The organism is Klebsiella sp. P1CD1, from assembly GCF_003790505.1.
In the GTDB taxonomy this organism is placed as follows: Bacteria; Pseudomonadota; Gammaproteobacteria; order Enterobacterales; family Enterobacteriaceae; genus Klebsiella; species Klebsiella variicola.
Window position 1 is genome coordinate 5,086,869 of sequence record NZ_CP033631.1, and the last position, 20,796, is coordinate 5,107,664.

Consider the following 20,796-nt stretch of genomic DNA (forward strand, 5'->3'; position numbering starts at 1 on the left):
GGCTGGTCCGCCCGTTTCGCGACCCCTCCGATTGCCAAGCGCCGGGGAATACCATGCTCTACACTTTCTGGGTTATCACGCCAACCCCAAGGAAATGAACATGAGCATCATTAAAAGCTACGCCGCCAAAGAAGCGGGCGCCGATCTGTCGCTGTGGGAATACGATGCCGGCGAGCTGCAGCCGGAAGATGTCGAAGTTGAAGTGGAATACTGCGGGATCTGCCATTCGGACCTGTCGATGATCGACAACGAATGGGGGATGTCGAGCTACCCGCTGGTGGCCGGTCACGAGGTGATTGGCCGGGTGGCGGCGCTGGGCAGCGCGGCGCAGGATAAAGGGCTGAAGATTGGCCAGAAGGTCGGCATCGGCTGGACGGCGCGCAGCTGCGGCCATTGCGACGCCTGCATCAGCGGCAACCAGATCAACTGTCTGGAAGGCTCGGTGCCGACCATTCTCAACCGCGGCGGCTTCGCCAATAAGTTGCGCGCTGACTGGCAGTGGGTGATCCCCCTGCCGGAGAGCATCGATCTGGCGTCCGCCGGCCCGATGCTGTGCGGCGGCATCACCGTCTTTAAACCGCTGCTGACCCACCACGTCACCGCCACCAGCCGCGTCGGGGTGATCGGCATCGGCGGCCTCGGCCATATCGCCATTAAGCTGCTGCGGGCGATGGGCGCGGAAGTGACCGCCTTCAGCTCCAACCCGGCCAAAGAGCAGGAAGTGCTGGCGATGGGCGCCGATCGCGTGGTGAACAGCCGCGATCCTGAAGCCTTAAAAGCGCTGGCCAGTCAGTTTGACTTGATCATCAACACCGTGGCGGTGGATCTCGACTGGCAGCCGTACTTCGAAGCCCTGGCTTACGGCGGCAACTTCCATACCGTCGGCGCGGTGATGAAGCCGTTCCCGGTGCCGGCCTTTACCCTTATCGGCGGCGACCGCAGCATCTCCGGCTCGGCGACCGGTAATCCGTCCGAATTGCGCACGCTGATGAAGTTCGCCGGGCGCAGCAAAGTGGCTCCGACCACCGAGCTGTTCCCGATGTCGCAGATTAACGAAGCGCTGAAGCACGTTCGCGAAGGCAAAGCCCGCTACCGCGCGGTGCTGAAAGCCGACTTCTGATGGTTCTCTCCCGCCGGGCGGCCCGCTCGCCCGGCGTTTTCCCCGTCGCTTAATCAAACCGTCATCTCCCCGCCATGCCTCTGTAGTCATTGCTTCCCACAATCCGGGCTTCGATAAATGGCTGAACGAGATGCGCGTCACCATGAGAAAGACCTGGCTTCCCTGGCTGATCCTGTCGCCTTCCCTGCTGTTTTTACTGCTGTTTACCTGGTTCCCACTGGGGCGTTCGGTGTATGACAGCCTGTTTGATACCCGCATGGCCAGCGACGGCGCGCAGTACGTCGGGCTGGATAACTTCGCCCGCCTGTTTGCCGATAACGTCTTCTGGCAGTCGCTGGGCAATAACCTGCTCTATATCCTGCTGACGGTAGTGCCCGGGGTGACCCTCGCCCTGCTGCTGGCGGTCGCCCTGAGCGAGAACCATCGCGTCAACCGCTGGCTGCGCACCGCCTTTTTCTTCCCGATGATTATCCCGATGGTCAGCGCCGCCGCGCTGTGGCTGTTTATCTTTATGCCCGGCCTCGGCCTGCTCGACCACTATCTGGCGAAGCTGTTCGGGCCGATGAACAACAACTGGCTGGGGCGCAGCAACAGCGCGCTGCTGGCCCTGGCGCTGATCGGCGTGTGGAAGTTCGCCGGCTACTACATGCTGTTTTTCCTCGCCGGGCTGCAGAGCATTCCGGCCTCGACGCGGGAAGCGGCGCTGATGGAGGGGGCTACCCGCACGCAGGTCTTTTTTAAGGTCACGCTACCGCTGCTGCGCCCGACGCTGAGCTTTGTGATCACCACCGCGCTGATCTACTCCATCACCCAGATTGACCATGTGGCGGTGATGACTCGCGGCGGGCCGGACAACGCCACCACCGTGCTGCTCTATTACATCCAGAATCTCGCCTGGGATACCCACGACCTCGGCAAAGCCTCCGCCGCCACCTTCCTGACCCTGGCCGGGCTGTTCGCCTTCTCGCTGATTAACCTGAAACTGCTGGAGAAAGGAGCCCACTATGAGCGCTGACATCTCGCCGCTGCTGGTCCGCACGCCCGCCGCTGCCCGTCCGCTGTGGCTGCGCCTGCGCCGCTCGTCGCCCTTTACGCTCACAGTATTAATGTGCTGCCTGGCGCTGCTATGGGTGAGCCCGTTTATCTGGATGCTGGCGACCTCGTTCAGCGCTACCACCTTCGGCGACGATATGGCGTCGCTGCTGCCCCGCCTGCCGCTGACCCTCGATAACTTCCGCGACGCCTGGAACAGCGCCGACTGGCTGAGCCTGTATGCCAACACCCTTATCTTCACCTTCGGCACCTTCTTCGTGCAGCTGTTGACCATCACCACCGCCGGCTACGTCTTCGCCTGCCACGAGTTTCGCGGCAAGCAGACGCTGTTTCTCCTGTTCCTGGTGCAGCTGATGATCATGCCGGTGGTGATGATGGTGCCGAACATGCTGACCCTGAAAACCTTCGGCCTGCTCAACACCCTCACCGGGGTGATGATGCCCTACTTCACCTCGGCGTTCGGCGTGTTCCTGATGCGTCAGGCGTTCCTCGCCATCCCGAAAGAGCTGGAGGAGGCGGCGCTGATGGAGGGCTGCCGCTGGTGGCAGGTGCTGTTCCGCGTGCTGCTGCCAATGTCCTGGCCGTCGGTGCTGGCCTTCGCCACCGTCAGCATTACCTACCACTGGAACGAGTACCTGTGGCCGCTGATGATGCTCAACGATCCCGATAAGCAGGTGCTGACCGTCGGGCTGGTCTCCTTCGCCATGGGCGCCGAATCCGGCGGCCAGTGGGGCACCATCGGCGCCGGGACGCTGATGGTCTGCCTGCCGCTGATGCTGGCGTTCATCCTTTTTCAGAAACAGTTCCTGCGGAGCTTCGGCTTCTCCGGGATCAAATAAGGAGTGATTCATGCTGTTAGCGCACATTTCCGATACCCATTTCCGCAGCCGCGGCGAGAAGCTGTACGGCTTTATCGACGTCAATGCCGCCAACGCCGACGTGGTCTCCCAGCTTAACGCGCTGCGCGAGCGCCCGGACGCGGTGGTGGTGAGCGGGGATATCGTCAACTGCGGCCGCCCGGAGGAGTATCAGGTGGCCCGCCAGATCCTCGGCAGCCTGAACTATCCGCTGTATCTGATCCCCGGCAACCACGACGACAAAGCCCATTTTCTGGAGCATCTTCACCCGCTGTGCCCGCAGCTGGGCAACGATCCGCAAAATATGCGCTATGCGGTGGATGACTTCGCCACCCGCCTGCTGTTTATCGACTCCAGTCATGCCGGCACGTCAAAAGGCTGGCTGACCGACGAGACCATCGGCTGGCTGGAAGCCCAGCTGTTCGAGGGCGGCGACAAACCGGCAACGGTGTTTATGCACCACCCGCCGCTGCCGCTGGGCAATGCGCAGATGGACCCGATCGCCTGCGAAAACGGCCACCGTCTGCTGGCGCTGGTGGAGCGTTTCCCGTCGCTGACGCGCATCTTCTGCGGCCACAACCACAGCCTGACCATGACCCAGTATCGCCAGGCGCTGATCTCCACTATCCCTGGCACCGTCCATCAGGTGCCGTACTGCCACGAAGACACCCGGCCCTATTACGACCTCTCCCCGGCCTCGTGCCTGATGCACCGTCAGGTCGGCGATCAGTGGGTGAGCTACCAGCACTCGCTGGCCCACTACGCCGGCCCCTGGCTGTACGACGAAAACATCAGTTGCCCAACGGAAGAGCGCTAACCGCCATGCTCAGTCTGCAAAACATCAGTAAACGTTTCGACGGCAAACCGGCGCTCAGCGCCCTGTCGCTGGATATTCACGAAGGCGAATTCGTGGTGCTGGTCGGCCCGTCGGGCTGCGGGAAAAGCACCCTGCTGCGCCTGCTCGCCGGGCTGGAGCCGGTCAGCGAAGGCCAAATCTGGCTGCATGATGAGAACATCACCGCCACCACGCCGCGCGAGCGCAACTTCGCGATGATCTTCCAGAACTATGCCCTGTTCCCCCATCTGTCGGTGCGCGGCAACATCACCTTCGGCATGAAGGTGCGCAAGGAAGAGAAAAGCAGCTGGCAGCCACGGGTGGATAAAGTGGCGCAGATGCTGCAGCTGGAGGCGCTGCTCGATCGCAAACCGGCGAAACTCTCCGGCGGCCAGCGCCAGCGGGTGGCGATGGCCAGGGCGATTGTGCGCAATCCGCGGCTGTTCCTGATGGACGAGCCGCTCTCCAACCTCGACGCCCGCCTGCGCAGCGAAGTGCGTGACAGCATTATGGCCCTCCATCAGCAGCTGAAAACCAGCACCATCTATGTGACCCACGACCAGACCGAGGCGATGTCGATGGCCGACCGCATCGTGGTGATGAACGGCGGCCACGTACAGCAGGTCGGGCGCCCGGAGTATCTGTATGCCAACCCGGCCAACCTGTTCGTCGCCGGGTTTATCGGTTCGCCAGCGATGAACCTCCTGTCGCTGCCCTGCGCCAATGGTGACGTACTGTTGGGAGAACAGCGCCATCCGCTGCCGCCGCGCCACCGGGATCAGACCCGCGTCTGGCTGGGCATTCGCCCGGAACATATTACCGACCGCGTGGAGGAGGGCCATCTGCGCCTGCCGGCCACCGTTCTGCAACGAGAACTGATGGGGGCCGACTACCTGCTCCACGTCAGCACCCCGATCGGCACCCTGCGCTTTAGCCGCCGCCACCGCGGCACGGTGCCGGAGAAAGGCGAGTCGCTACTGGTCGGCTTCTCGCCTGCCGATGTGCATCTTTTTCATGCTGAGACCCAGCATAATTTAGCGCCGGTACATCAGGCGTAATTGTTGCAGTCAGTTTGGACGCGGACAGCGCGGAAGAACCGGAGCGTACACGTAGTACGTGAGGATTCTGAGCACTGCTCAGGGCCAAACTGGCAAATAAAATAGCCTGTGGACAGGTGCTTACTGATGGAGACAGATCATGTTTAAACCTCTTACGGTAGTCGCGGTTGGCCTCAGTCTTGCCCTGAGCGGCGCGGCGCTGGCAAAAGAGAAAATAGACTTCATGTTCCCGGCGCCGGTGGACGGCAAGCTGACCATGGAGATGACCCGCGTCATTAAGCAATTCAACGACTCGCAGCAGGATGTCGAAGTGCGCGGGATCTTCACCGGCAACTACGACACCACCAAGATCAAAGCCGAATCGGCGCAGAAGGCCGGCCAGCCGCCGGCGCTGGTGATCATGTCCGCCAACTTCACCACCGATCTGGCGCTGAAGGATGAGATCCTGCCGATGGACGAGCTGTTTAAATATGGCGACCAAAAGGCTGGCGATTTTCTGCAAAAGGAATTCTGGCCCGCGATGCATAAGAACGCCCAGGTGATGGGCACCACCTATGCGATCCCGTTCCATAACTCGACGCCGATCCTCTACTACAACAAGACGATGTTCGATCAGGCCGGGATCAAACAGCCGCCGCAGACCTGGGCCGAGCTGCTGGCTGATGCCAAAAAGCTGACCGACGAGAGCAAAGGCCAGTGGGGGATCATGCTGCCGTCGACCAACGACGACTACGGCGGCTGGATCTTCTCGGCGCTGGTACGCGCCAACGGCGGGAAATATTTTAACGAAGACTATCCGGGCGAGGTCTATTACAACTCGCCGACCGCCATCGGCGCCCTGCGCTTCTGGCAGGATCTGATTTACAAGGACAAGGTGATGCCGTCCGGGGTGCTGAACTCGAAGCAGATCAGCGCCGCGTTCTTCTCCAGTAAGCTCGGGATGGCGATGCTCAGCACTGGCGCGCTGGGCTTTATGCGCGAGAACAGCAAAGACTTTGAGCTTGGGGTGGCGATGCTGCCGGCCAAAGAGCAGCGCGCGGTGCCGATCGGCGGCGCCAGCCTGGTGAGCTTTAAAGGCATCAACGAGGCGCAGAAGAAAGCGGCGTATCAGTTCCTGACCTATCTGGTGAGCCCCGACGTGAACGGCGCGTGGAGCCGCTTCACCGGCTACTTCTCGCCGCGCAAGGCGTCATATGATACGCCGGAGATGAAGGCCTATCTGCAGCAGGATCCGCGGGCGGCGATCGCGCTTGAGCAGCTTAAGTACGCCCATCCGTGGTACTCCACCTGGGAGACCGTGGCGGTGCGTAAGGCGATGGAGAACCAGCTGGCGGCGGTAGTCAATGATGCCAAAGTGACGCCGGAAGCGGCTGTTCAGGCGGCGCAGAAGGAAGCCGACGCGCTGATGAAACCTTATGTGGATAAGACCGCGCTGGCGGAAGTGAAGTGACGCTTTACCCGTCATCGTCACCCTCACCCTGGCCCTCTCCCTGAGGGAGAGGGGACGGTACGGCGCTGTGGTTAAGCCCTGAGTCCGGGAGAGGGGACGGTACGGCGCCGTGGTTAAGCCCTGAATCCGGGAGAGGGAACTGTCCGGCGCCGTGGTTGAGCCCTGGGCCCGGGAGAGGGAACTGTCCGGCGCCGTGGTTAAGCCCTGAGTCCGGTTGTGAAAGGAAAAAAAGCAGGCCATACCCGGTATGGCCTGAAAATGTCACAACGATTAGATCCCTGCCGTTTCGCGGATATATTTGCGCGCTTTGACGGCGTATTCGAAAGGATTGGCCAGGGCAGGATCCTGCTCGGCTTCCACCACCATCCAGCCTTTATAGCCAGCGTCGTCCAGCAGCTTGAACACCGGACGGAAATCGATCACCCCGTCGCCCGGGACGGTGAAGGTGCCTTTTTTCACGCCGTCGAGGAACGACAGGCCGTCGCGGCGCACCTGGTCGATCACCGGCGGGCGGACGTCTTTCAGGTGGACGTGGTTGATGCGCGGCAGATACTTTTTGAGGATCGCCAGCATCGGCGCTTCGCCGCCTTCGGAATACCAGGCGTGGCCGGTATCGAACAGCAGGAAGACGCGCTCGTCCACCAGCGACATAAACTTGTCGATTTCCGCGGTGGTCTGAATGCCGGTGCCCATGTGGTGGTGCAGACAGACCTGCATCCCCTTCTCCGCCGCCAGGCGACCGAGGGTGTTATAGCCTTCCGCTACCCGCTGCCACTCCTCTTCGCTGAAGCACGGCTTCGCATCGCCGAGGATCGGTTTATCCAGCCCCTGGATGCTGCCGCTCTGCTCGGAGCAGCCAATCACTTTCGCCCCCATCGCATGAAGGAAGTTCATGTGATTGACGAATTCATCAATGGTTTTTTCCCGCTGGCCGTTGGCGAAAAAGGTGCTGAACCAGGCGTTGCAGATCTGAATGCCGCGGATGTCCAGCATCGGCTTGAGGACCGCCGGGTCGCGCGGATATTTGCTGCCGACTTCGCTGCCGGTAAAGCCAGCCAGCGCCATTTCGCTGACGATCTGCTGGAAGGTGTTTTCGCTGCCGAGCTCCGGCATATCATCGTTAGTCCAGCCGATCGGGGCGATAGCCAGTTTGACGTTATCTTTGTTCATAGTAGGGCTCCTGCCGCTGCGCCTTAGCGGCGCAGCAATTCACGTTCAATAAGTTCACGGGTTTCCACTGCCTGGTATTTCATTTTTTCCGGGTAGCCAAACAGCGAGGTGGCGACAATCGGCTCCCCACCGACCTTGAAGGTCTGCTCGGCGAATTTCATTTCGCGCAGGGTGCGGAATAGCGCGTCGAAATCCACGTCCCCTTCTCCGACGCCTACGTGCTGGTGCACCACGGCATCCACGCCCGGCGGGTTAACGATATAGCGGCAATGTTTCGTATGGTTGCGGGTATCCGCAATCAGGACATGGGAGAGATCGCTCCCGGCATAGCGCAGCATGCTCGCCACGTCGCCGACGCCTTTGTCGTAGAAAAAGGTGTGCGGCACGCTGTAGACGTACTTCACGTTATCGCTGCGGAACGATTTCACAATATCGACGGTTTCATTGTTCTCTTCGCAGAAATCCCAGGGATGCGCCTGGATCTCCACGCGGATGCCTTCCCGCTCAAAAATCGGCAACAGCTCTTCCATGGAGCGATAGAACATTTCATCGCAGATTTCGGGCTGATTCGGATCGCCGGAGAACTCGGTGTTGATCACCTGAACGCCCATCTCCACCGCAATTTCCACCAGCCGTTTCCAGTTTTTCACCGCCGCCTGACGGCGCAGTTCGTCCGGGCCAGACCAGCGGTAGACGCAGATAAACGACGACAGCTCAAGGCCGGTATCGCGCAGCGCCTGCTTGTACTCCGCCATGATCTCCCGGCTGGCGCGCGGGTGCTTGTAGAACGGGTTAATCTGCGGGTGCGGCGACTGTTCAATGTACTTGTAGCCCCACTCCGCTACCTGATGGACCATGCGGGTGATCCCGAGGTCCTTAATGACATCCACATCAAAGGCAATTTTCATCGTCGTTACCTGTGCAAAGAAGTTCCGTCAGCAAAACGCTCTTAACGTTTGTAGAATGCCGGGCACTCAGGCAGCGTCACCTCAACCGGCTCGCTGGTTCCCTGCGCTTTAATGCAGGCGTCCGCCGCCACCGACGCCGCGTAGCCGTCCCAGGCCGACGGGCCGTGCAGCTGGCCGGCTTTGACGTCGTTGATAAAGGCCTGCAGCTCGACGTCGTAGGCTTTGATAAAGCGGTCTTTCCAGTCGGTCAGAATGGCGGTCGACAGGCTGGCGGACTTGCGCATCTGGACGGCAGACGGCTCCGGCAGACGGGCAATCCCGGTTTCGCCGACCACTTCGCACTGGATGTCATACCCGTACTGGCAGTTCACGAACACTTCGACGTCGATCAGGGTGCCTTTTTTGGTTTCAAAGGAGACGATCTGCGGATCTTTCAGGCGCGCATGGGTGTGCGAGGTGGAGCGCGGGAAGCGCACCTGCACGGAACGGTAGTCATCGTTCAGCAGCCAGCGCAGCACGTCCAGCTCGTGGATCAGGGTGTTGGTGATCGCCATATCGGTGGTGTAGTTCTCGCCGACCGACTGGTTGCGGTGGGCGCAGCGCAGCATCAGCGGCGCGCCGATATCGCCATCGTCGATCACTTTTTTCAGCGCCAGATAGCCTTCGTCGTACGGGCGCATAAAGCCAACCTGCACCAGACGACGGCCGGCCTTCATTTCGGCATCAACGATGCGACGGCAGCCTTCCGCAGACATCGCCAGCGGTTTTTCGCAGAACACCGGCTTACCAGCGGCGATGGCAGCCAGGGTGTACTCTTCGTGGGTCGGGTCCCAGGAGGTGACCAGGATGGCATCGACATCGCTGGCGTTAATCACGTCGTGGCCGTCGGCGTAGACTTCCGCCTGCACGCCCGGCAGCGCGACCGCCGCACGGGCGTTGTCGGCATTGATATCAGACACCGCCACAACGGTGGCGCCCTGCAGAACCTGGGTGCAGCGACGGATGTGTTCTTTACCGATAGCGCCAGCGCCGATGACACCTAATTTGAGCGACATAATGGTTTTCTCCGTAAGTCTGTAGGATTCAGGGTAGAGGTTCGTTTTAGTAATCACGCGCCTGGGCGCGCTTTTCATTAATCATTTGCGCCACCTTGCGGATCCGCTCAGAGAGCGCCGTCTGGGCGACTCCGACGTTCCACCAGCTGCCGTATTTGTGCACCATGGTCTTCGGCAGCACTTTAATATCAATCAGGGTGCTGACCGTTTCGCGACGGGCGGCGTCCAGCGCGTGGCGCAGTTCGTCCAGGGTGGTGACGCGCCAGGTTTTGCAGCCGTAGCCGGCGGCGATGGTGGCGAAGTCCACCGGCACCAGGCCGCCCTGCAGCTGGCCGGTTTCCGGCTGGCGGTAGCGGAACTCGGTGCCGAAGCTGTCCATCCCATGTTCCATCTGCAGGTTGTTGATGCAGCCGTTGGCCATGTTGTCGAACAGCACGACGTTGATCTTCGCCCGCTCCTGCAGGGAGGTGACCAGCTCAGAGTGCAGCATCATGAAGGAGCCATCGCCGACCAGGGAGTAGACTTCGCTCTGCGGCTGCGCCAGCTTCACGCCCAGCGCCGCGTTGACTTCGTATCCCATGCAGGAGTAGCCGTACTCCACGTGGTAGGTGTTTTCCGCGCGGTTGCGCCAGACGCGCTGCAGATCGCCGGGCAGGCTGCCCGCCGCCGCGACGATCACCGCCTCGGCCGGCAGCGTTTCATTCAGTACCCCAAGGACGCTGCTCTGGGTCAGGGTGGAGTCGGTGATCTGGCGGAACTCGCGATACACCGATTCGCGATCGAGATGATCGTCGATCTCCGGCACAAAGGATTTTTCCTGCCACACCGCCTGGTAGACGCGCTGGGTCTCTTTTAACTGACGGCTCTGCACGCTCTCGATCTGCGCGCCCCAGCCGGCCTGCCAGCCGCTGTCCGCCAGCCCCGCGTCGAGGGCGGTCATCGCTTCCCGGGCGTCCGCCAGCATGGCAATGCCGTCCAGCTTCCAGGCGTCGAAGTTGCTGACGTTAATATTCAGGAAACGCACCTCCGGGTGCTGGAAAATCCATTTCGAGGCGGTGGTAAAATCGCTGAAACGGGTGCCGACGCCGATCACCAGGTCGGCCTCTTTCGCCAGCAGGTTCGCCGCCAGGCAGCCCGTCTCGCCGACGCCACCGACGTTCAGGGGGTGAGACGAGACCACCGTCCCCTTCCCGGCCTGGGTTTCGGCGAAGGGCACCCCGTAGCGCTCGGCGAAACGGGACAGCGCTTCGCCCGCGCCGGAGTATTTCACCCCACCGCCGCAGACGATCAGCGGTTTACGGCTGGCTTTGATGGCCGCGACGGCGTCCGCCAGCTGCGCGGCGCTGGCCGGGCGGCGGTCGAGACGGTGCACGCGGCGCGCAAAGAAGGATTCCGGGTAGTCCCAGGCTTCGCCCTGCACATCCTGCGGCAGGCACAGCGTCACCGCGCCGGTTTCCGCCGGGTCGGTCAGGACGCGCATGGCGTTGATGCAGGCGCTCATCAGCTGTTCCGGGCGGGTAATACGGTCCCAGTATTTGCTGACTGCGCGGAAAGCGTCATTGGTGCTGATGCTGAGATCGTAGCTCTGTTCAATCTGCTGGAGCACCGGGTCCGGCTGGCGGGTGGCGAAGACATCGCCCGGCAGCAACAGCAGCGGAATGCGGTTGGCGCTGGCGGTGCCGGCGGCGGTGATCATGTTGGCCGCTCCCGGACCGATGGAGGAGGTGCAGGCGATAATCTGCCGGCGCAGGGCCTGGCGGGCAAAACCGGTGGCCGCGTGGGCCATCCCCTGCTCGTTACGCCCCTGATAGACGCGCATATCGCCGCTGTCCTGCTCCAGCGCCTGCCCCAGCCCCAGGACGTTGCCATGGCCGAAAATCGCGAAAATGCCTTTCACGAATTTCAGCTCTACGCCATCCACTTCCAGGTACTGGTTATCGAGGAACTTCACCAGCGCCTGCGCCGTTGTCAGTCTCAGTTTGCCCATGATGCACAATCCTTATTGTTCAGTATTTGTGTGTGGCGTCGCGCCGATGCCGCCGGGGCCGTCGTTCACGTCACTGGAATACCTGTGGATTATAGGCAAACATTTTTTTCATTAAATACAAATACAGAAGAAATATTTCATTTTGCGAGAGGGATCAAACTCTCTACCCATTTCATACGTTTCACTTACATTCCTGACACGTTTTCGGACCCGTTTTTGCCGCGCAACACGACAATATCCCCTTAAAAATCATAGGTAAAGAAACCGCTTCCGGCGTTTCATTTTCCCCTGGGGCGACAGAGGGGCCGATCCACGCTCACGCGAGGCTCAGTGCGGCAGAGTGGTAGATCCCTCACACTTTTGGTTTTTTAATTTCGAACGAGTTTGCAAATGAAATATTTATTTCTCAAACTAAGGGTAACCAATAACCCTCAGGCTGTTCACGGAGTCGACGTCGGGATCCCGACCCTTCCAGGCAGCAGACACCAAAAAGGAAATCCTAGCTATGAATGCAGCAGTAAAGCGGCTCGACGTCATCTGTATAGGTCGGGTGGCCGTCGACCTCTATGCCCAGCAGATCGGTTCGCGGCTAGAAGACGTTGCCAGTTTCGCGAAATATCTGGGCGGCTCCTCCGGCAACGTGGCCTTTGGCACCGCGATTCAGGGGCTGAAATCGGCCATGCTGGCGCGCGTTGGCGATGAACACAACGGCCGTTTCCTGCGTGAAACGCTCAACCGCGCCGGGGTGGATACCGAGTATCTGATTACCGACAAATCTCGCCTGACCGCGCTGGTGATGCTGGGGATTAAGGATCAGGAGACCTTCCCTCTGATTTTCTACCGCGATAACTGCGCCGATATGGCCTTAACGCCTGACGACATTAGCGAGGAGTATATTGCCTCCTCCCGGGCGCTGGCGGTGACTGGCACCCACCTGTCGCACGCCAACACCCGCGCCGCGGTGCTGAAGGCGCTGGAATACGCTCGTCGTCACGGCCTGCGTACCGCACTGGATATCGATTACCGTCCGGTGCTGTGGGGGCTCACCTCGCTCGGCGATGGCGAAACCCGTTTCATTGAGTCCGGGCCGGTCACCAGCCAGCTGCAGGAAGTGCTGCATCTGTTCGATTTGGTGGTGGGAACCGAAGAAGAGTTTCATATTGCCGGGGGCAGCACCGATACCCTGACCGCGCTGAAAAATGTGCGCAATGCCACCAAAGCCACCCTCGTCTGCAAGCGCGGGCCGATGGGCTGCGTGGTGCTGGAAGGCGACATCCCGGACAGCTGGGACCAGGTGCCGCTGCAGCAGGGCGTGCGCGTGGAGGTTCTCAACGTGCTGGGCGCCGGGGATGCCTTTATGTCGGGCCTGCTGCGCGGCTGGCTCAACGACGAAGGCTGGGAGCAGGCTTGCCGTTACGCCAACGCCTGCGGCGCGCTGGTGGTTTCCCGCCACGGCTGCGCGCCGGCGATGCCGACCAAAGTCGAACTCGATGACTACCTGCTGCGTGCCGAATCGGTGCCGCGCCCGGACGTCGACGAGCGCCTCAACCACCTGCACCGGGTCACCAGCCGCCGTCAGCAGTGGCCGGAGCTGTGCATTTTCGCCTTCGACCATCGCAAACAGCTGGCCGACCTGGCACGGGAGACCGGGCGCGATGAAGCCTGCATTCCGCAGCTCAAGCTGTTGTTGTTAGCCGCGGCCGAAGCGGCGGCGCAGGAGGCGGGTCTCGATCAGCGCAGCGGCATTCTGGCCGACGGCACCTATGGCCAGCGTGCGCTGAACGCCATTACCGGCAAGGGCTGGTGGATCGGCCGCCCCATCGAGCTGCCCAGCTCGCGACCGCTGCGTCTGGAGCATGGCAACATCGGCTCGCAGCTGATCGACTGGCCGCTGGAGCATGTCGTCAAATGCCTGGTCTTCTATCATCCTGCCGACCCGGCGGCGCTGCGTGAAGAGCAGGACGCCCTGCTGCTCGAGGTGTGGCAGGCCTGTAACAAGTCAGGCCATGAGCTGCTGCTGGAGGTGATCCTGCCGGAAAATGGCCCGGACAAAGACGAGCGCCATTACCACACCATGCTGGAACACTTCTATCAGCTGGGGATCAAGCCGGACTGGTGGAAGCTGCCGCCGCTCTCCAGCGCCAGCTGGCAGCAGATCACCGCCCTTATCGAGCGCGAAGATCCGTGGAGCCGCGGGATCCTGATCCTCGGCCTCGACGCGCCTTCCGACAAACTGCGCGCCGGTTTCGCCGAGGCGGCCGCACACCCGATGATCAAAGGTTTCGCCGTTGGGCGCACCATCTTTGGCCTGCCGTCGCGGCGCTGGATGCAGGGTGAGCTCAGCGATGAGGCCCTGATAGAGGAAGTGAAACGCAACTACCTGACGCTTATTGGCTACTGGCGCGAAGCCCGCCGCTGATCCCCCGACGCCCGTCTCCGTCACCTTGCGGAGCGGGCGTTTTTCTGTTTCTTCGTGAAATGAATCGCGTATTTCGTCGCAATAAATGAAAAATTCGCTTCATTTGGTACACTGGAAGCCATATTCCTTCCATTTTCTCAGAGCGCACTCTATGGCCAATAACCCAACACAGCTGACCATCCTGCAGGATGAAATCAGGCGTCGCTACGATACGTTAAGCAAACGCCTGAAACAGGTCGCCCGCTATATCCTTGATAACAGCAATAGCGTGGCTTTCGATACCGTGGCCTCCATTGCGCAACAGGCGGATGTTCCCCCTTCCACGTTGATTCGTTTTGCCAACGCCTTCGGCTTTAGCGGCTTTAACGAAATGAAACAGATGTTCAAGCAACATTTGATGGAAGAGACCGCCAACTATACCGAGCGCGCCCGTCTGTTCCGCCAGACTACCAGCGATGAGTCCAGCCCGCCGGAAACGCCGACGGAAATCCTCAATATGTTCACGATGGTGAACAACCAGGCGCTGCAGCAGCTGGCGATGCAGACCTCCAGCGATGAGCTGGAGCGCGCGGTGGCCCTGCTGGGCGAAGCGGAAAATATCTACGTCATTGGCCTGCGCCGGTCGTTCAGCGTCGCCTCCTATCTGACCTATGCGCTGCGCCACCTCGATCGCAAAGCCTTTCTGATCGACGGCCTCGGCGGCATGTTCACCGAGCAGCTGAGTCTGGTCGGCCCGAAAGACGTGGTGGTGGCGGTGAGCTTCTCGCCGTACGCCCGGGAAGTGGTCGAGCTGGTGGAGCTGGGCGCGCAGCGCAAAGCGCGGCAGATCGCCATTACCGACAGCCAGGTCAGCCCGCTGGCGGCCTTCAGCGATGTCTGCTTTGTGGTGCGTGAAGCGCAGGTGGATGGCTTCCGCTCGCAGGTTGCTTCCCTGTGTCTGGCCCAGACGCTGGCGGTTTCGCTGGCGCTGAACAGCAGTCAGGAGTCCGAGGCCAAGCAGAAGGCGTGAGATAAGTCGCCTGGCGTTTGTGACCCGGCGGAGTTGTATAAGCCTGCGGGAGGATCTCGTAGGCCGGATAAGGCATTTATGCCGCCATCCGGCACAGCCACGGGTACGGTGCCTGACTGCCCGGCGGCGCTGCGCTTGCCGGGCCTAAGGTATATGCGCCTGCGGGGTGCCAGAGATAATGTTATTGGTATGCAACTTTATTAATCCGGGAAAAGCGTTTGTCGCATGTGATTTCAACGCACATTGCGCTCCCGGTTAATCGTCTGCGTTATGTCACTCATGGCGCAGGGAGCGCACAGGGGGCGGCCAGTCGCCGCCGCCCCCTGTCCCCCCGGGCTCCGGCCAGCAAAATCGCCACTGCGTGGTACCTTCGACTTATCCCTGCAGGCTTCGGGTCGGGCCGAGGCAGCATCCCTGCAAAACACGGCCCTCAGCCCGCATCCATGCGGGCTGCCCCGGCCTTCCGGGAACGTCTCAGCGATTTTGAGGCCGTCAGCACCGGCAGTTTCAGCAAGAATGGTGAATAAATTAACGGCAGGTCGCACGAACCGTAGGCCGGATAAGCGTAGCGCCATCCGGCACAAAGGCGGGTATGGCGCCGGAGCTTGCGGGGTCGGGGAGTGGGATTCCGCGGAGCGTTTCGCTAAAAAACACCTGCCGCCCTCAAACAAGAAGGCCGGTTAGCATCGCTAACCGGCCTTTTTTATCCGCTTCTGCACGGCGCGTCAGTCGTGGCGCGGGTACTCCGGCGTGTTGATCCAGGCGTGGTCATCTTCCCAGGTGAACAACCATTTCCGATCCGGCCCGGCCATCACGTTCAGATAGTAGCTGTCGTAACCGGCAATCGCCGCCACCGGGTGGTAACCACGCGGCACCATCACCACGTCGTGGTTGTAGGGCGCCATACAGGCGTCCAGGCTACGGTCGTCGGTGTAGACTCGCTGGAAGGCAAAGCCCTGCGGCGGATCGAAGCGGTGATAGTAGGTCTCTTCCAGCTGCGTCTCTTTGCCCGGTAGGGCGGTATCATGCTTATGCGATGGCCACGAACTGGTGGCCCCCTCGTCGGTGTACACTTCCACCACCAGCAGGCAGTCCGCCTCGGCGCTGTCCGGCAGAATATTATGCACCCGGCGCTGGTTGCGCCCTTTCCCGCGATGCTCTACGCCGACGTCTTCCGGCCGAATGAGGCGTGCCGGGAAGCGGCCTTTGCCCGGCGCGCTGCATACCGCCAGCTCCAGATCGGAATCGGCGGTTACCTCGACTTTATCCTGCGGCGGGACGTAGACCGACCACGGCGGGGTGCGTTCAAACGGCGACATCCGTTTACCGAGATTCGGGAAATCGGCATGCTGCGTTTTCACCGATGCCAGCCCGGCGACCAGCACCAGGCACAGCTCGCGATCGCCGCTCTCCAGCGTCACAGTCTGCCCTTTTTTCAACATCCAGACATCAAAGCCGATATAGCGCCAACCGGCGCTTTGCGGCGTAATATGCTGGATCTGTCCCTCTTTTCGCGATTTAGCCAGTAACGACATGGCGCTCTCCTTCGCCGATTAACCTAATGTCGGCATGCTGAATTCAGATACGGTCTGCTGCCCTGCCGGCCAGCGTACGGTGGCGGTCTTCATGCGCGTGTAGAAGCGCACGCCGTCCGGCCCGTGGACGTTCAACGCGCCAAACACCGAGCGCTTCCAGCCGCCGAAGCTGTGGAACGCCATCGGCACCGGGACCGGCACGTTCACCCCAACCATCCCCGCCTGCACGTCGTGGACGAATTCACGCGCGGTGTGGCCGTTGCTGGTGAAAACGGCGCTGCCGTTGCCAAACTCGTGGCTGTTGACCAGCTCAAGGGCGCTGTCATAGTCCGCCGCGCGCACAATCCCCAGCACTGGGCCAAAGATCTCTTCGCGCCAGATGGTCATCTCCGGGGTGACGTGATCGAACAGGGTGCCGCCGACATAATAGCCCGCGTCGTAACCCGGCACGCGCAGTTTGCGGCCATCGACCACCAGTTTTGCCCCTTCGCTTTCGCCTTTATCAATATAGCCGAGCACTTTTTTCTGGTGGGTATCAGACACCACCGGTCCCATCTCGTTCTCTTCCTGGCCGCGCATGCAGCCCGGGCCTACTTTCAGCGCTTCCACCAGCGGCTTCAGGCGGGCGATCAGTTTGTCGGCGGTTTCATCTCCCACCGCCACCACCACCGGCAGCGCCATGCAGCGCTCGCCTGCGGAGCCAAAAGCGCCGCCCATAATGGCGTTAACGGTGGCGTCGAGATCGGCATCCGGCATCACAATCGCGTGGTTCTTGGCGGCGCCGAAGGCCTGTACGCGCTTGCCGTGGGCGCTGGCGGTCTTGTAGATATACTCCGCCACGCCGGAGGAGCCGACGAAGCTCACCGCCGCAATACGCGGGTCAGTGTACAGCTGCTCAGCATCTTCATTGCTGCAGTGCACGACGTTAAACACGCCGTCCGGCAGACCGGCCTCTTTCAGCAGCTCTGCCAGACGCACGGCGGCCGTCGGCGCCAGCGCCGGCGGCTTGAGGACGAAACTGTTGCCGCAGGCCAGCGCCAGCGGGAACATCCACATCGGCACCATCGCCGGGAAGTTGAACGGGGTGATCCCGGCCACTACGCCCAGGGGCTGCATCAGCGAATAGCTGTCGACGCCGGTGCCGACGTCAGAGGAGTATTCGCCTTTAATCAGGTGCGGGATCCCGCAGGCGAATTCGACCACTTCCATGCCGCGGGTCAGCTCGCCCAGCGCATCCGACCACACTTTGCCGTGCTCGCTGACGATGATCCCCGCCAGCTCTTCCACGTGCTGCTCCAGCAACATTTTGAAGTTGAACAGCACGCGGGCGCGGCGCAGCGGCGTGGTACGGGACCAGCTGTCAAACGCATCGCGAGCAACCTGAATCGCCTCGGAGACTTCCTGCGCGGTTGACACCGTGACTTCGCGCACCGCTTTGCCCGTCGCCGGGTCGTATACCGGCATCGTTTCGTTGCTGCTGCTAATAACGGTTTTCCCGCCAATAAAGTTTCCTGTGATCGTCATGTTCTCACCTCATAGTGAAGGGGGCCAGCGCACACCGGCCCGTCGCTGATTCTGCTGTGCTATAACCGTAGTAAAATGAAATTTATATTTCAACATTGTCGTGAAATGAAATTTCATTTTGGTGATAACAGTCGCATTTTGCGCCGACGGATTGCCTGTGTGCTTCCCGCATCCCGCCTCGTCGCCTCAAGACGCCCGGCTTCCTGCTGCTGTCGCTCCCGCAGTCGGGGCCGGTGATATTTTGCGAGACAGCTCAAACATTCATCATTTCCATTCTTGCTAATTTTGGAATAAACGTTTTGACTGTTAGCCAATTGAACGAACCTACCCCCTCTTCCGTCAGGAGTGTCCTATGGCCATCGCAATGCAACGTTTTTGTATTAACCGCAAAATCGCGCCAGCGCTCAGCATTGAAGCGTTTTTCCGTCTGGTGAACCGTCTGGGCCTGAATAAGGTTGAGCTACGCAACGATTTACCCAGCGGAAAAGTGACCGACGATCTGAGCCATCAGCAGGTGCGCGAGCTGGCGGCGCGCTACCACATCGAGATCCTGACGATTAACGCAGTCTACCCCTTTAACCGTCGTAGCGAAGAGGTGCGGCAGCTGACCGAATCGCTGCTGAAAGAGGCCCAGGCCATCGGCGCCAAATCGCTGGTGCTCTGTCCGCTCAACGACGGCAGCGAAGTGCCGGCCAGCGAAACCCTGAGCGCCCTGCGCGACCTGGCGCCACTGTTCGCCTTCTACGGCATCCACGGCCTGGTGGAGCCGCTGGGCTTCCCGCAAAGCTCGCTGCGTTCGGCACTCCAGGCGCAGACGCTGATCCACGACGCCCGCGTGCCGTTTAAGCTGCTGATCGACACCTTCCATCACCATCTCTACCCGCAGGCGGCGGACGAGTTCAGCCAGGTGGAGGTGGCGGACATCGGTCTGGTGCACCTCTCCGGGGTGGACGATACCCGTCCGAGCGAGCAGCTCACCGATGCCGAGCGCATCATGCTGACCCCGCAGGATCGTCTCGGCACCTGCGAGCAGGTTAAAGCGCTGGAAGCCCGCGGCTATCAAGGGGTATACGCTTTTGAACCCTTCGCACCTGAGCTGGCGCAGTGGAGCGAAGCGGATATCGAGCGCGAAATTGAGCAGAGCATCGCGCTTATCCAGCGCCACTGCGCCTGAAGCCTGCTCTGGACAGCGTGCGCGGCGCGTGACGATTTTCCCAACGCCGGACGACGAGGTTGCCTATAATCGTCGCAGGATAAATGGAGGAATCGATCATGAGCTCACCCTTGTTGATTGCGCGCACGCTGGATAACGCGCTGTATTTGCTGCCCGCGATGGCCAACCGCCATGGGCTGATCACCGGTGCGACCGGCACCGGTAAAACCGTCACCCTGCAAAAGCTGGCTGAGTCGTTCTCGGAGATTGGCGTGCCGGTATTTATGGCGGACGTCAAGGGCGACCTGACCGGCATTGCCGCCGCGGGGCAGAGCTCAGAGAAACTGCAGGCGCGGCTGGAGAAGATCGGCGTCAGCGACTGGGAGCCGCACGCCAACCCGGTGGTGCTCTGGGATATCTTTGGCGAGAAGGGTCACCCGGTTCGGGCGACGGTCTCCGATCTTGGCCCCCTGCTGCTGGCGCGCCTGCTCAATCTCAACGAGGTGCAGAGCGGCGTGCTGAACATTATTTTTCGCATCGCGGACGACCGCGGCCTGCTGCTGCTCGACTTCAAAGATCTCCGCGCCATCACCCAGTTTATCGGCGACAACGCCAAAGCGTTCCAGAATCAGTACGGCAATATCAGCAGCGCCTCGATCGGCGCCATCCAGCGCGGGCTGTTAACCCTGGAGCAGCAGGGCGCCGAGCACTTCTTCGGCGAGCCGATGCTGGATATTGCCGACTGGATGCGCGTCGATGCCAGTGGTAAAGGGGTGATCAATATCCTCAGCGCCGAAAAACTCTACCAGATGCCGAAGCTCTATGCCGCCAGCCTGCTGTGGATGCTCTCCGAACTCTACGAGCGCCTGCCGGAAGCTGGCGACCTCGAAAAACCGAAGCTGGTGTTCTTCTTCGATGAGGCGCATCTGCTGTTCAACGACGCGCCGCAGGTGCTGCTGGATAAAATCGAACAGGTGATCCGCCTCATCCGCTCCAAGGGCGTCGGCGTCTACTTTGTCTCGCAGAACCCGGCGGATATTCCCGACGCCGTGCTCGGCCAACTGGGCAACCGCGTGCAGCATGCCCTGCGCGCCTTTACGCCGAAGGACCAGAAGGCGGTGAAAACCGCCGCCCAGACCATGCGCGCCAATCCGGCCTTCAGTACCGAGCAGGCGATCCAGGAGCTGGGCACCGGCGAGGCGCTGATCTCCTTCCTCGATGAGAAAGGCAGTCCGTCGGTGGTCGAGCGGGCGATGGTTATCGCCCCCTGCTCGCGAATGGGTCCGGTCAGTGATGACGAGCGCAATGGCCTGCTGAATCACTCGCCGCTGTACGGCAAGTATGAGGAGGAGGTGGACCGCGAGTCGGCCTTTGAGATGCTGCAGCAAGGGGTGCAGGTCGCCACCGGGCAGCAGTCGGCTCCGCCGGCGAAGGGCCAGCAGAGCGGCGATGACGATGGGCTACTCGGCGGCCTGAAAGATATTCTGTTCGGCAGCACCGGCCCGCGCGGCGGCAAACGCGACGGTATCGTGCAGACCGCGGCGAAAAGCGCGGTTCGCCAGGTCACCAATCAGATCGTCCGCGGCATGCTGGGCAGCCTGCTGGGCGGACGCAAGCGCTAAAAAAAAAGCCCCCTCATCGTTGAGGGGGCTTATACGTTCCG

Annotated in this window: 16 protein-coding genes; 10 read left to right on the forward strand and 6 right to left on the reverse strand. The window is 61.2% G+C overall.

The window, feature by feature from the left end; translation table 11 throughout:
* Window positions 1–100 precede the first annotated feature (100 nt).
* The 6 genes from ahr (at window position 101) to DTA24_RS25160 (ending at window position 6,373) form a co-directional block, all read left to right on the forward strand.
* Window positions 101–1,120, forward strand: coding sequence for an NADPH-dependent aldehyde reductase Ahr (ahr, locus tag DTA24_RS25135; RefSeq protein WP_123837118.1), 1,020 nt, complete (start codon window positions 101–103; stop codon window positions 1,118–1,120).
* Between the two features lie 130 nt (window positions 1,121–1,250).
* The gene (locus DTA24_RS25140; protein WP_004146807.1) at window positions 1,251–2,135 is read left to right on the forward strand and encodes a carbohydrate ABC transporter permease; all 885 of its coding nucleotides are present in this window, start codon (window positions 1,251–1,253) and stop codon (window positions 2,133–2,135) included.
* A complete protein-coding gene (locus tag DTA24_RS25145; RefSeq protein WP_019724873.1) occupies window positions 2,125–3,012 on the forward strand; it encodes a carbohydrate ABC transporter permease in 888 nt (295 codons plus the stop codon). Before DTA24_RS25140 ends, DTA24_RS25145 begins: the two co-directional genes overlap by 11 nt.
* 10 nt (window positions 3,013–3,022) lie before the next feature.
* A complete protein-coding gene (locus DTA24_RS25150) occupies window positions 3,023–3,847 on the forward strand; it encodes a phosphodiesterase (protein WP_064141883.1) in 825 nt (274 codons plus the stop codon).
* A gap of 5 nt (window positions 3,848–3,852) precedes the next feature.
* On the forward strand, window positions 3,853–4,923 hold the full coding sequence (locus DTA24_RS25155) for an ABC transporter ATP-binding protein (RefSeq protein ID WP_110196152.1): 1,071 nt from the start codon (window positions 3,853–3,855) through the stop codon (window positions 4,921–4,923).
* 139 nt (window positions 4,924–5,062) lie between these two features.
* Window positions 5,063–6,373, forward strand: a complete 1,311-nt coding sequence (locus DTA24_RS25160) for an ABC transporter substrate-binding protein (RefSeq protein ID WP_110196153.1) — start codon at window positions 5,063–5,065, stop codon at window positions 6,371–6,373.
* 270 nt (window positions 6,374–6,643) lie between these two features.
* Here DTA24_RS25160 and iolE read toward each other — a convergent pair whose 3' ends face one another.
* Genes iolE through iolD form a run of 4 tightly spaced genes read right to left on the reverse strand, consistent with a single transcriptional unit; the run spans window position 6,644 to window position 11,493 of the window.
* A complete protein-coding gene (iolE, locus tag DTA24_RS25165) occupies window positions 6,644–7,543 on the reverse strand; it encodes a myo-inosose-2 dehydratase (protein ID WP_048271432.1) in 900 nt (299 codons plus the stop codon).
* A gap of 23 nt (window positions 7,544–7,566) precedes the next feature.
* On the reverse strand, window positions 7,567–8,451 hold the full coding sequence (locus DTA24_RS25170) for a sugar phosphate isomerase/epimerase family protein (RefSeq protein ID WP_004152193.1): 885 nt from the start codon (window positions 8,449–8,451) through the stop codon (window positions 7,567–7,569).
* Window positions 8,452–8,492: 41 nt separating this feature from the next.
* Complete coding sequence (locus tag DTA24_RS25175) at window positions 8,493–9,506, reverse strand: Gfo/Idh/MocA family protein (protein ID WP_004152192.1); 1,014 nt, start codon at window positions 9,504–9,506, stop codon at window positions 8,493–8,495.
* A 46-nt stretch (window positions 9,507–9,552) separates the two neighbouring features.
* A complete protein-coding gene (gene iolD, locus DTA24_RS25180) occupies window positions 9,553–11,493 on the reverse strand; it encodes a 3D-(3,5/4)-trihydroxycyclohexane-1,2-dione acylhydrolase (decyclizing) (RefSeq protein ID WP_008807115.1) in 1,941 nt (646 codons plus the stop codon).
* 505 nt (window positions 11,494–11,998) lie between these two features.
* Between iolD and DTA24_RS25185 the strand changes: the two genes are divergently transcribed.
* Together DTA24_RS25185 and DTA24_RS25190 are read left to right on the forward strand one after the other, a co-directional pair.
* Complete coding sequence (locus tag DTA24_RS25185) at window positions 11,999–13,912, forward strand: bifunctional 5-dehydro-2-deoxygluconokinase/5-dehydro-2-deoxyphosphogluconate aldolase (RefSeq protein ID WP_012543073.1); 1,914 nt, start codon at window positions 11,999–12,001, stop codon at window positions 13,910–13,912.
* A gap of 151 nt (window positions 13,913–14,063) precedes the next feature.
* Window positions 14,064–14,921, forward strand: a complete 858-nt coding sequence (locus DTA24_RS25190) for a MurR/RpiR family transcriptional regulator (protein WP_004206536.1) — start codon at window positions 14,064–14,066, stop codon at window positions 14,919–14,921.
* A gap of 725 nt (window positions 14,922–15,646) precedes the next feature.
* On the opposite strand, the gene iolB is transcribed toward DTA24_RS25190, so the two are convergent.
* The gene (gene iolB, locus DTA24_RS25200; RefSeq protein WP_022065407.1) at window positions 15,647–16,456 is read right to left on the reverse strand and encodes a 5-deoxy-glucuronate isomerase; all 810 of its coding nucleotides are present in this window, start codon (window positions 16,454–16,456) and stop codon (window positions 15,647–15,649) included.
* A gap of 18 nt (window positions 16,457–16,474) precedes the next feature.
* Entirely contained in the window at window positions 16,475–17,980 is a 1,506-nt protein-coding gene (locus tag DTA24_RS25205) for a CoA-acylating methylmalonate-semialdehyde dehydrogenase (protein WP_004146794.1), read from the reverse strand.
* A gap of 352 nt (window positions 17,981–18,332) precedes the next feature.
* Between DTA24_RS25205 and DTA24_RS25210 the strand changes: the two genes are divergently transcribed.
* Both DTA24_RS25210 and DTA24_RS25215 read left to right on the forward strand, forming a co-directional pair.
* Window positions 18,333–19,154, forward strand: a complete 822-nt coding sequence (locus DTA24_RS25210) for a TIM barrel protein (protein WP_008807118.1) — start codon at window positions 18,333–18,335, stop codon at window positions 19,152–19,154.
* 98 nt (window positions 19,155–19,252) lie between these two features.
* Entirely contained in the window at window positions 19,253–20,755 is a 1,503-nt protein-coding gene (locus tag DTA24_RS25215; protein ID WP_008807119.1) for a helicase HerA-like C-terminal domain-containing protein, read from the forward strand.
* The last annotated feature ends 41 nt before the right edge of the window (window positions 20,756–20,796 follow it).

What these genes read in the sequence shown, in the direction of transcription:
- iolE (WP_048271432.1), bottom strand. Translation starts at nt 7,543, where the DNA reads ATGAACAAAGATAACGTCAAACTGGCTATCGCCCCGATCGGCTGGACT.
- DTA24_RS25215 (WP_008807119.1), top strand. Translation starts at nt 19,253, where the DNA reads ATGAGCTCACCCTTGTTGATTGCGCGCACGCTGGATAACGCGCTGTAT.
- DTA24_RS25185 (WP_012543073.1), top strand. Translation starts at nt 11,999, where the DNA reads ATGAATGCAGCAGTAAAGCGGCTCGACGTCATCTGTATAGGTCGGGTG.
- DTA24_RS25155 (WP_110196152.1), top strand. Translation starts at nt 3,853, where the DNA reads ATGCTCAGTCTGCAAAACATCAGTAAACGTTTCGACGGCAAACCGGCG.
- DTA24_RS25190 (WP_004206536.1), top strand. Translation starts at nt 14,064, where the DNA reads ATGGCCAATAACCCAACACAGCTGACCATCCTGCAGGATGAAATCAGG.
- DTA24_RS25205 (WP_004146794.1), bottom strand. Translation starts at nt 17,980, where the DNA reads ATGACGATCACAGGAAACTTTATTGGCGGGAAAACCGTTATTAGCAGC.
- DTA24_RS25145 (WP_019724873.1), top strand. Translation starts at nt 2,125, where the DNA reads ATGAGCGCTGACATCTCGCCGCTGCTGGTCCGCACGCCCGCCGCTGCC.
- iolB (WP_022065407.1), bottom strand. Translation starts at nt 16,456, where the DNA reads ATGTCGTTACTGGCTAAATCGCGAAAAGAGGGACAGATCCAGCATATT.
- DTA24_RS25170 (WP_004152193.1), bottom strand. Translation starts at nt 8,451, where the DNA reads ATGAAAATTGCCTTTGATGTGGATGTCATTAAGGACCTCGGGATCACC.
- DTA24_RS25150 (WP_064141883.1), top strand. Translation starts at nt 3,023, where the DNA reads ATGCTGTTAGCGCACATTTCCGATACCCATTTCCGCAGCCGCGGCGAG.
- ahr (WP_123837118.1), top strand. Translation starts at nt 101, where the DNA reads ATGAGCATCATTAAAAGCTACGCCGCCAAAGAAGCGGGCGCCGATCTG.
- DTA24_RS25210 (WP_008807118.1), top strand. Translation starts at nt 18,333, where the DNA reads ATGGCCATCGCAATGCAACGTTTTTGTATTAACCGCAAAATCGCGCCA.
- DTA24_RS25140 (WP_004146807.1), top strand. Translation starts at nt 1,251, where the DNA reads ATGCGCGTCACCATGAGAAAGACCTGGCTTCCCTGGCTGATCCTGTCG.
- iolD (WP_008807115.1), bottom strand. Translation starts at nt 11,493, where the DNA reads ATGGGCAAACTGAGACTGACAACGGCGCAGGCGCTGGTGAAGTTCCTC.
- DTA24_RS25160 (WP_110196153.1), top strand. Translation starts at nt 5,063, where the DNA reads ATGTTTAAACCTCTTACGGTAGTCGCGGTTGGCCTCAGTCTTGCCCTG.
- DTA24_RS25175 (WP_004152192.1), bottom strand. Translation starts at nt 9,506, where the DNA reads ATGTCGCTCAAATTAGGTGTCATCGGCGCTGGCGCTATCGGTAAAGAA.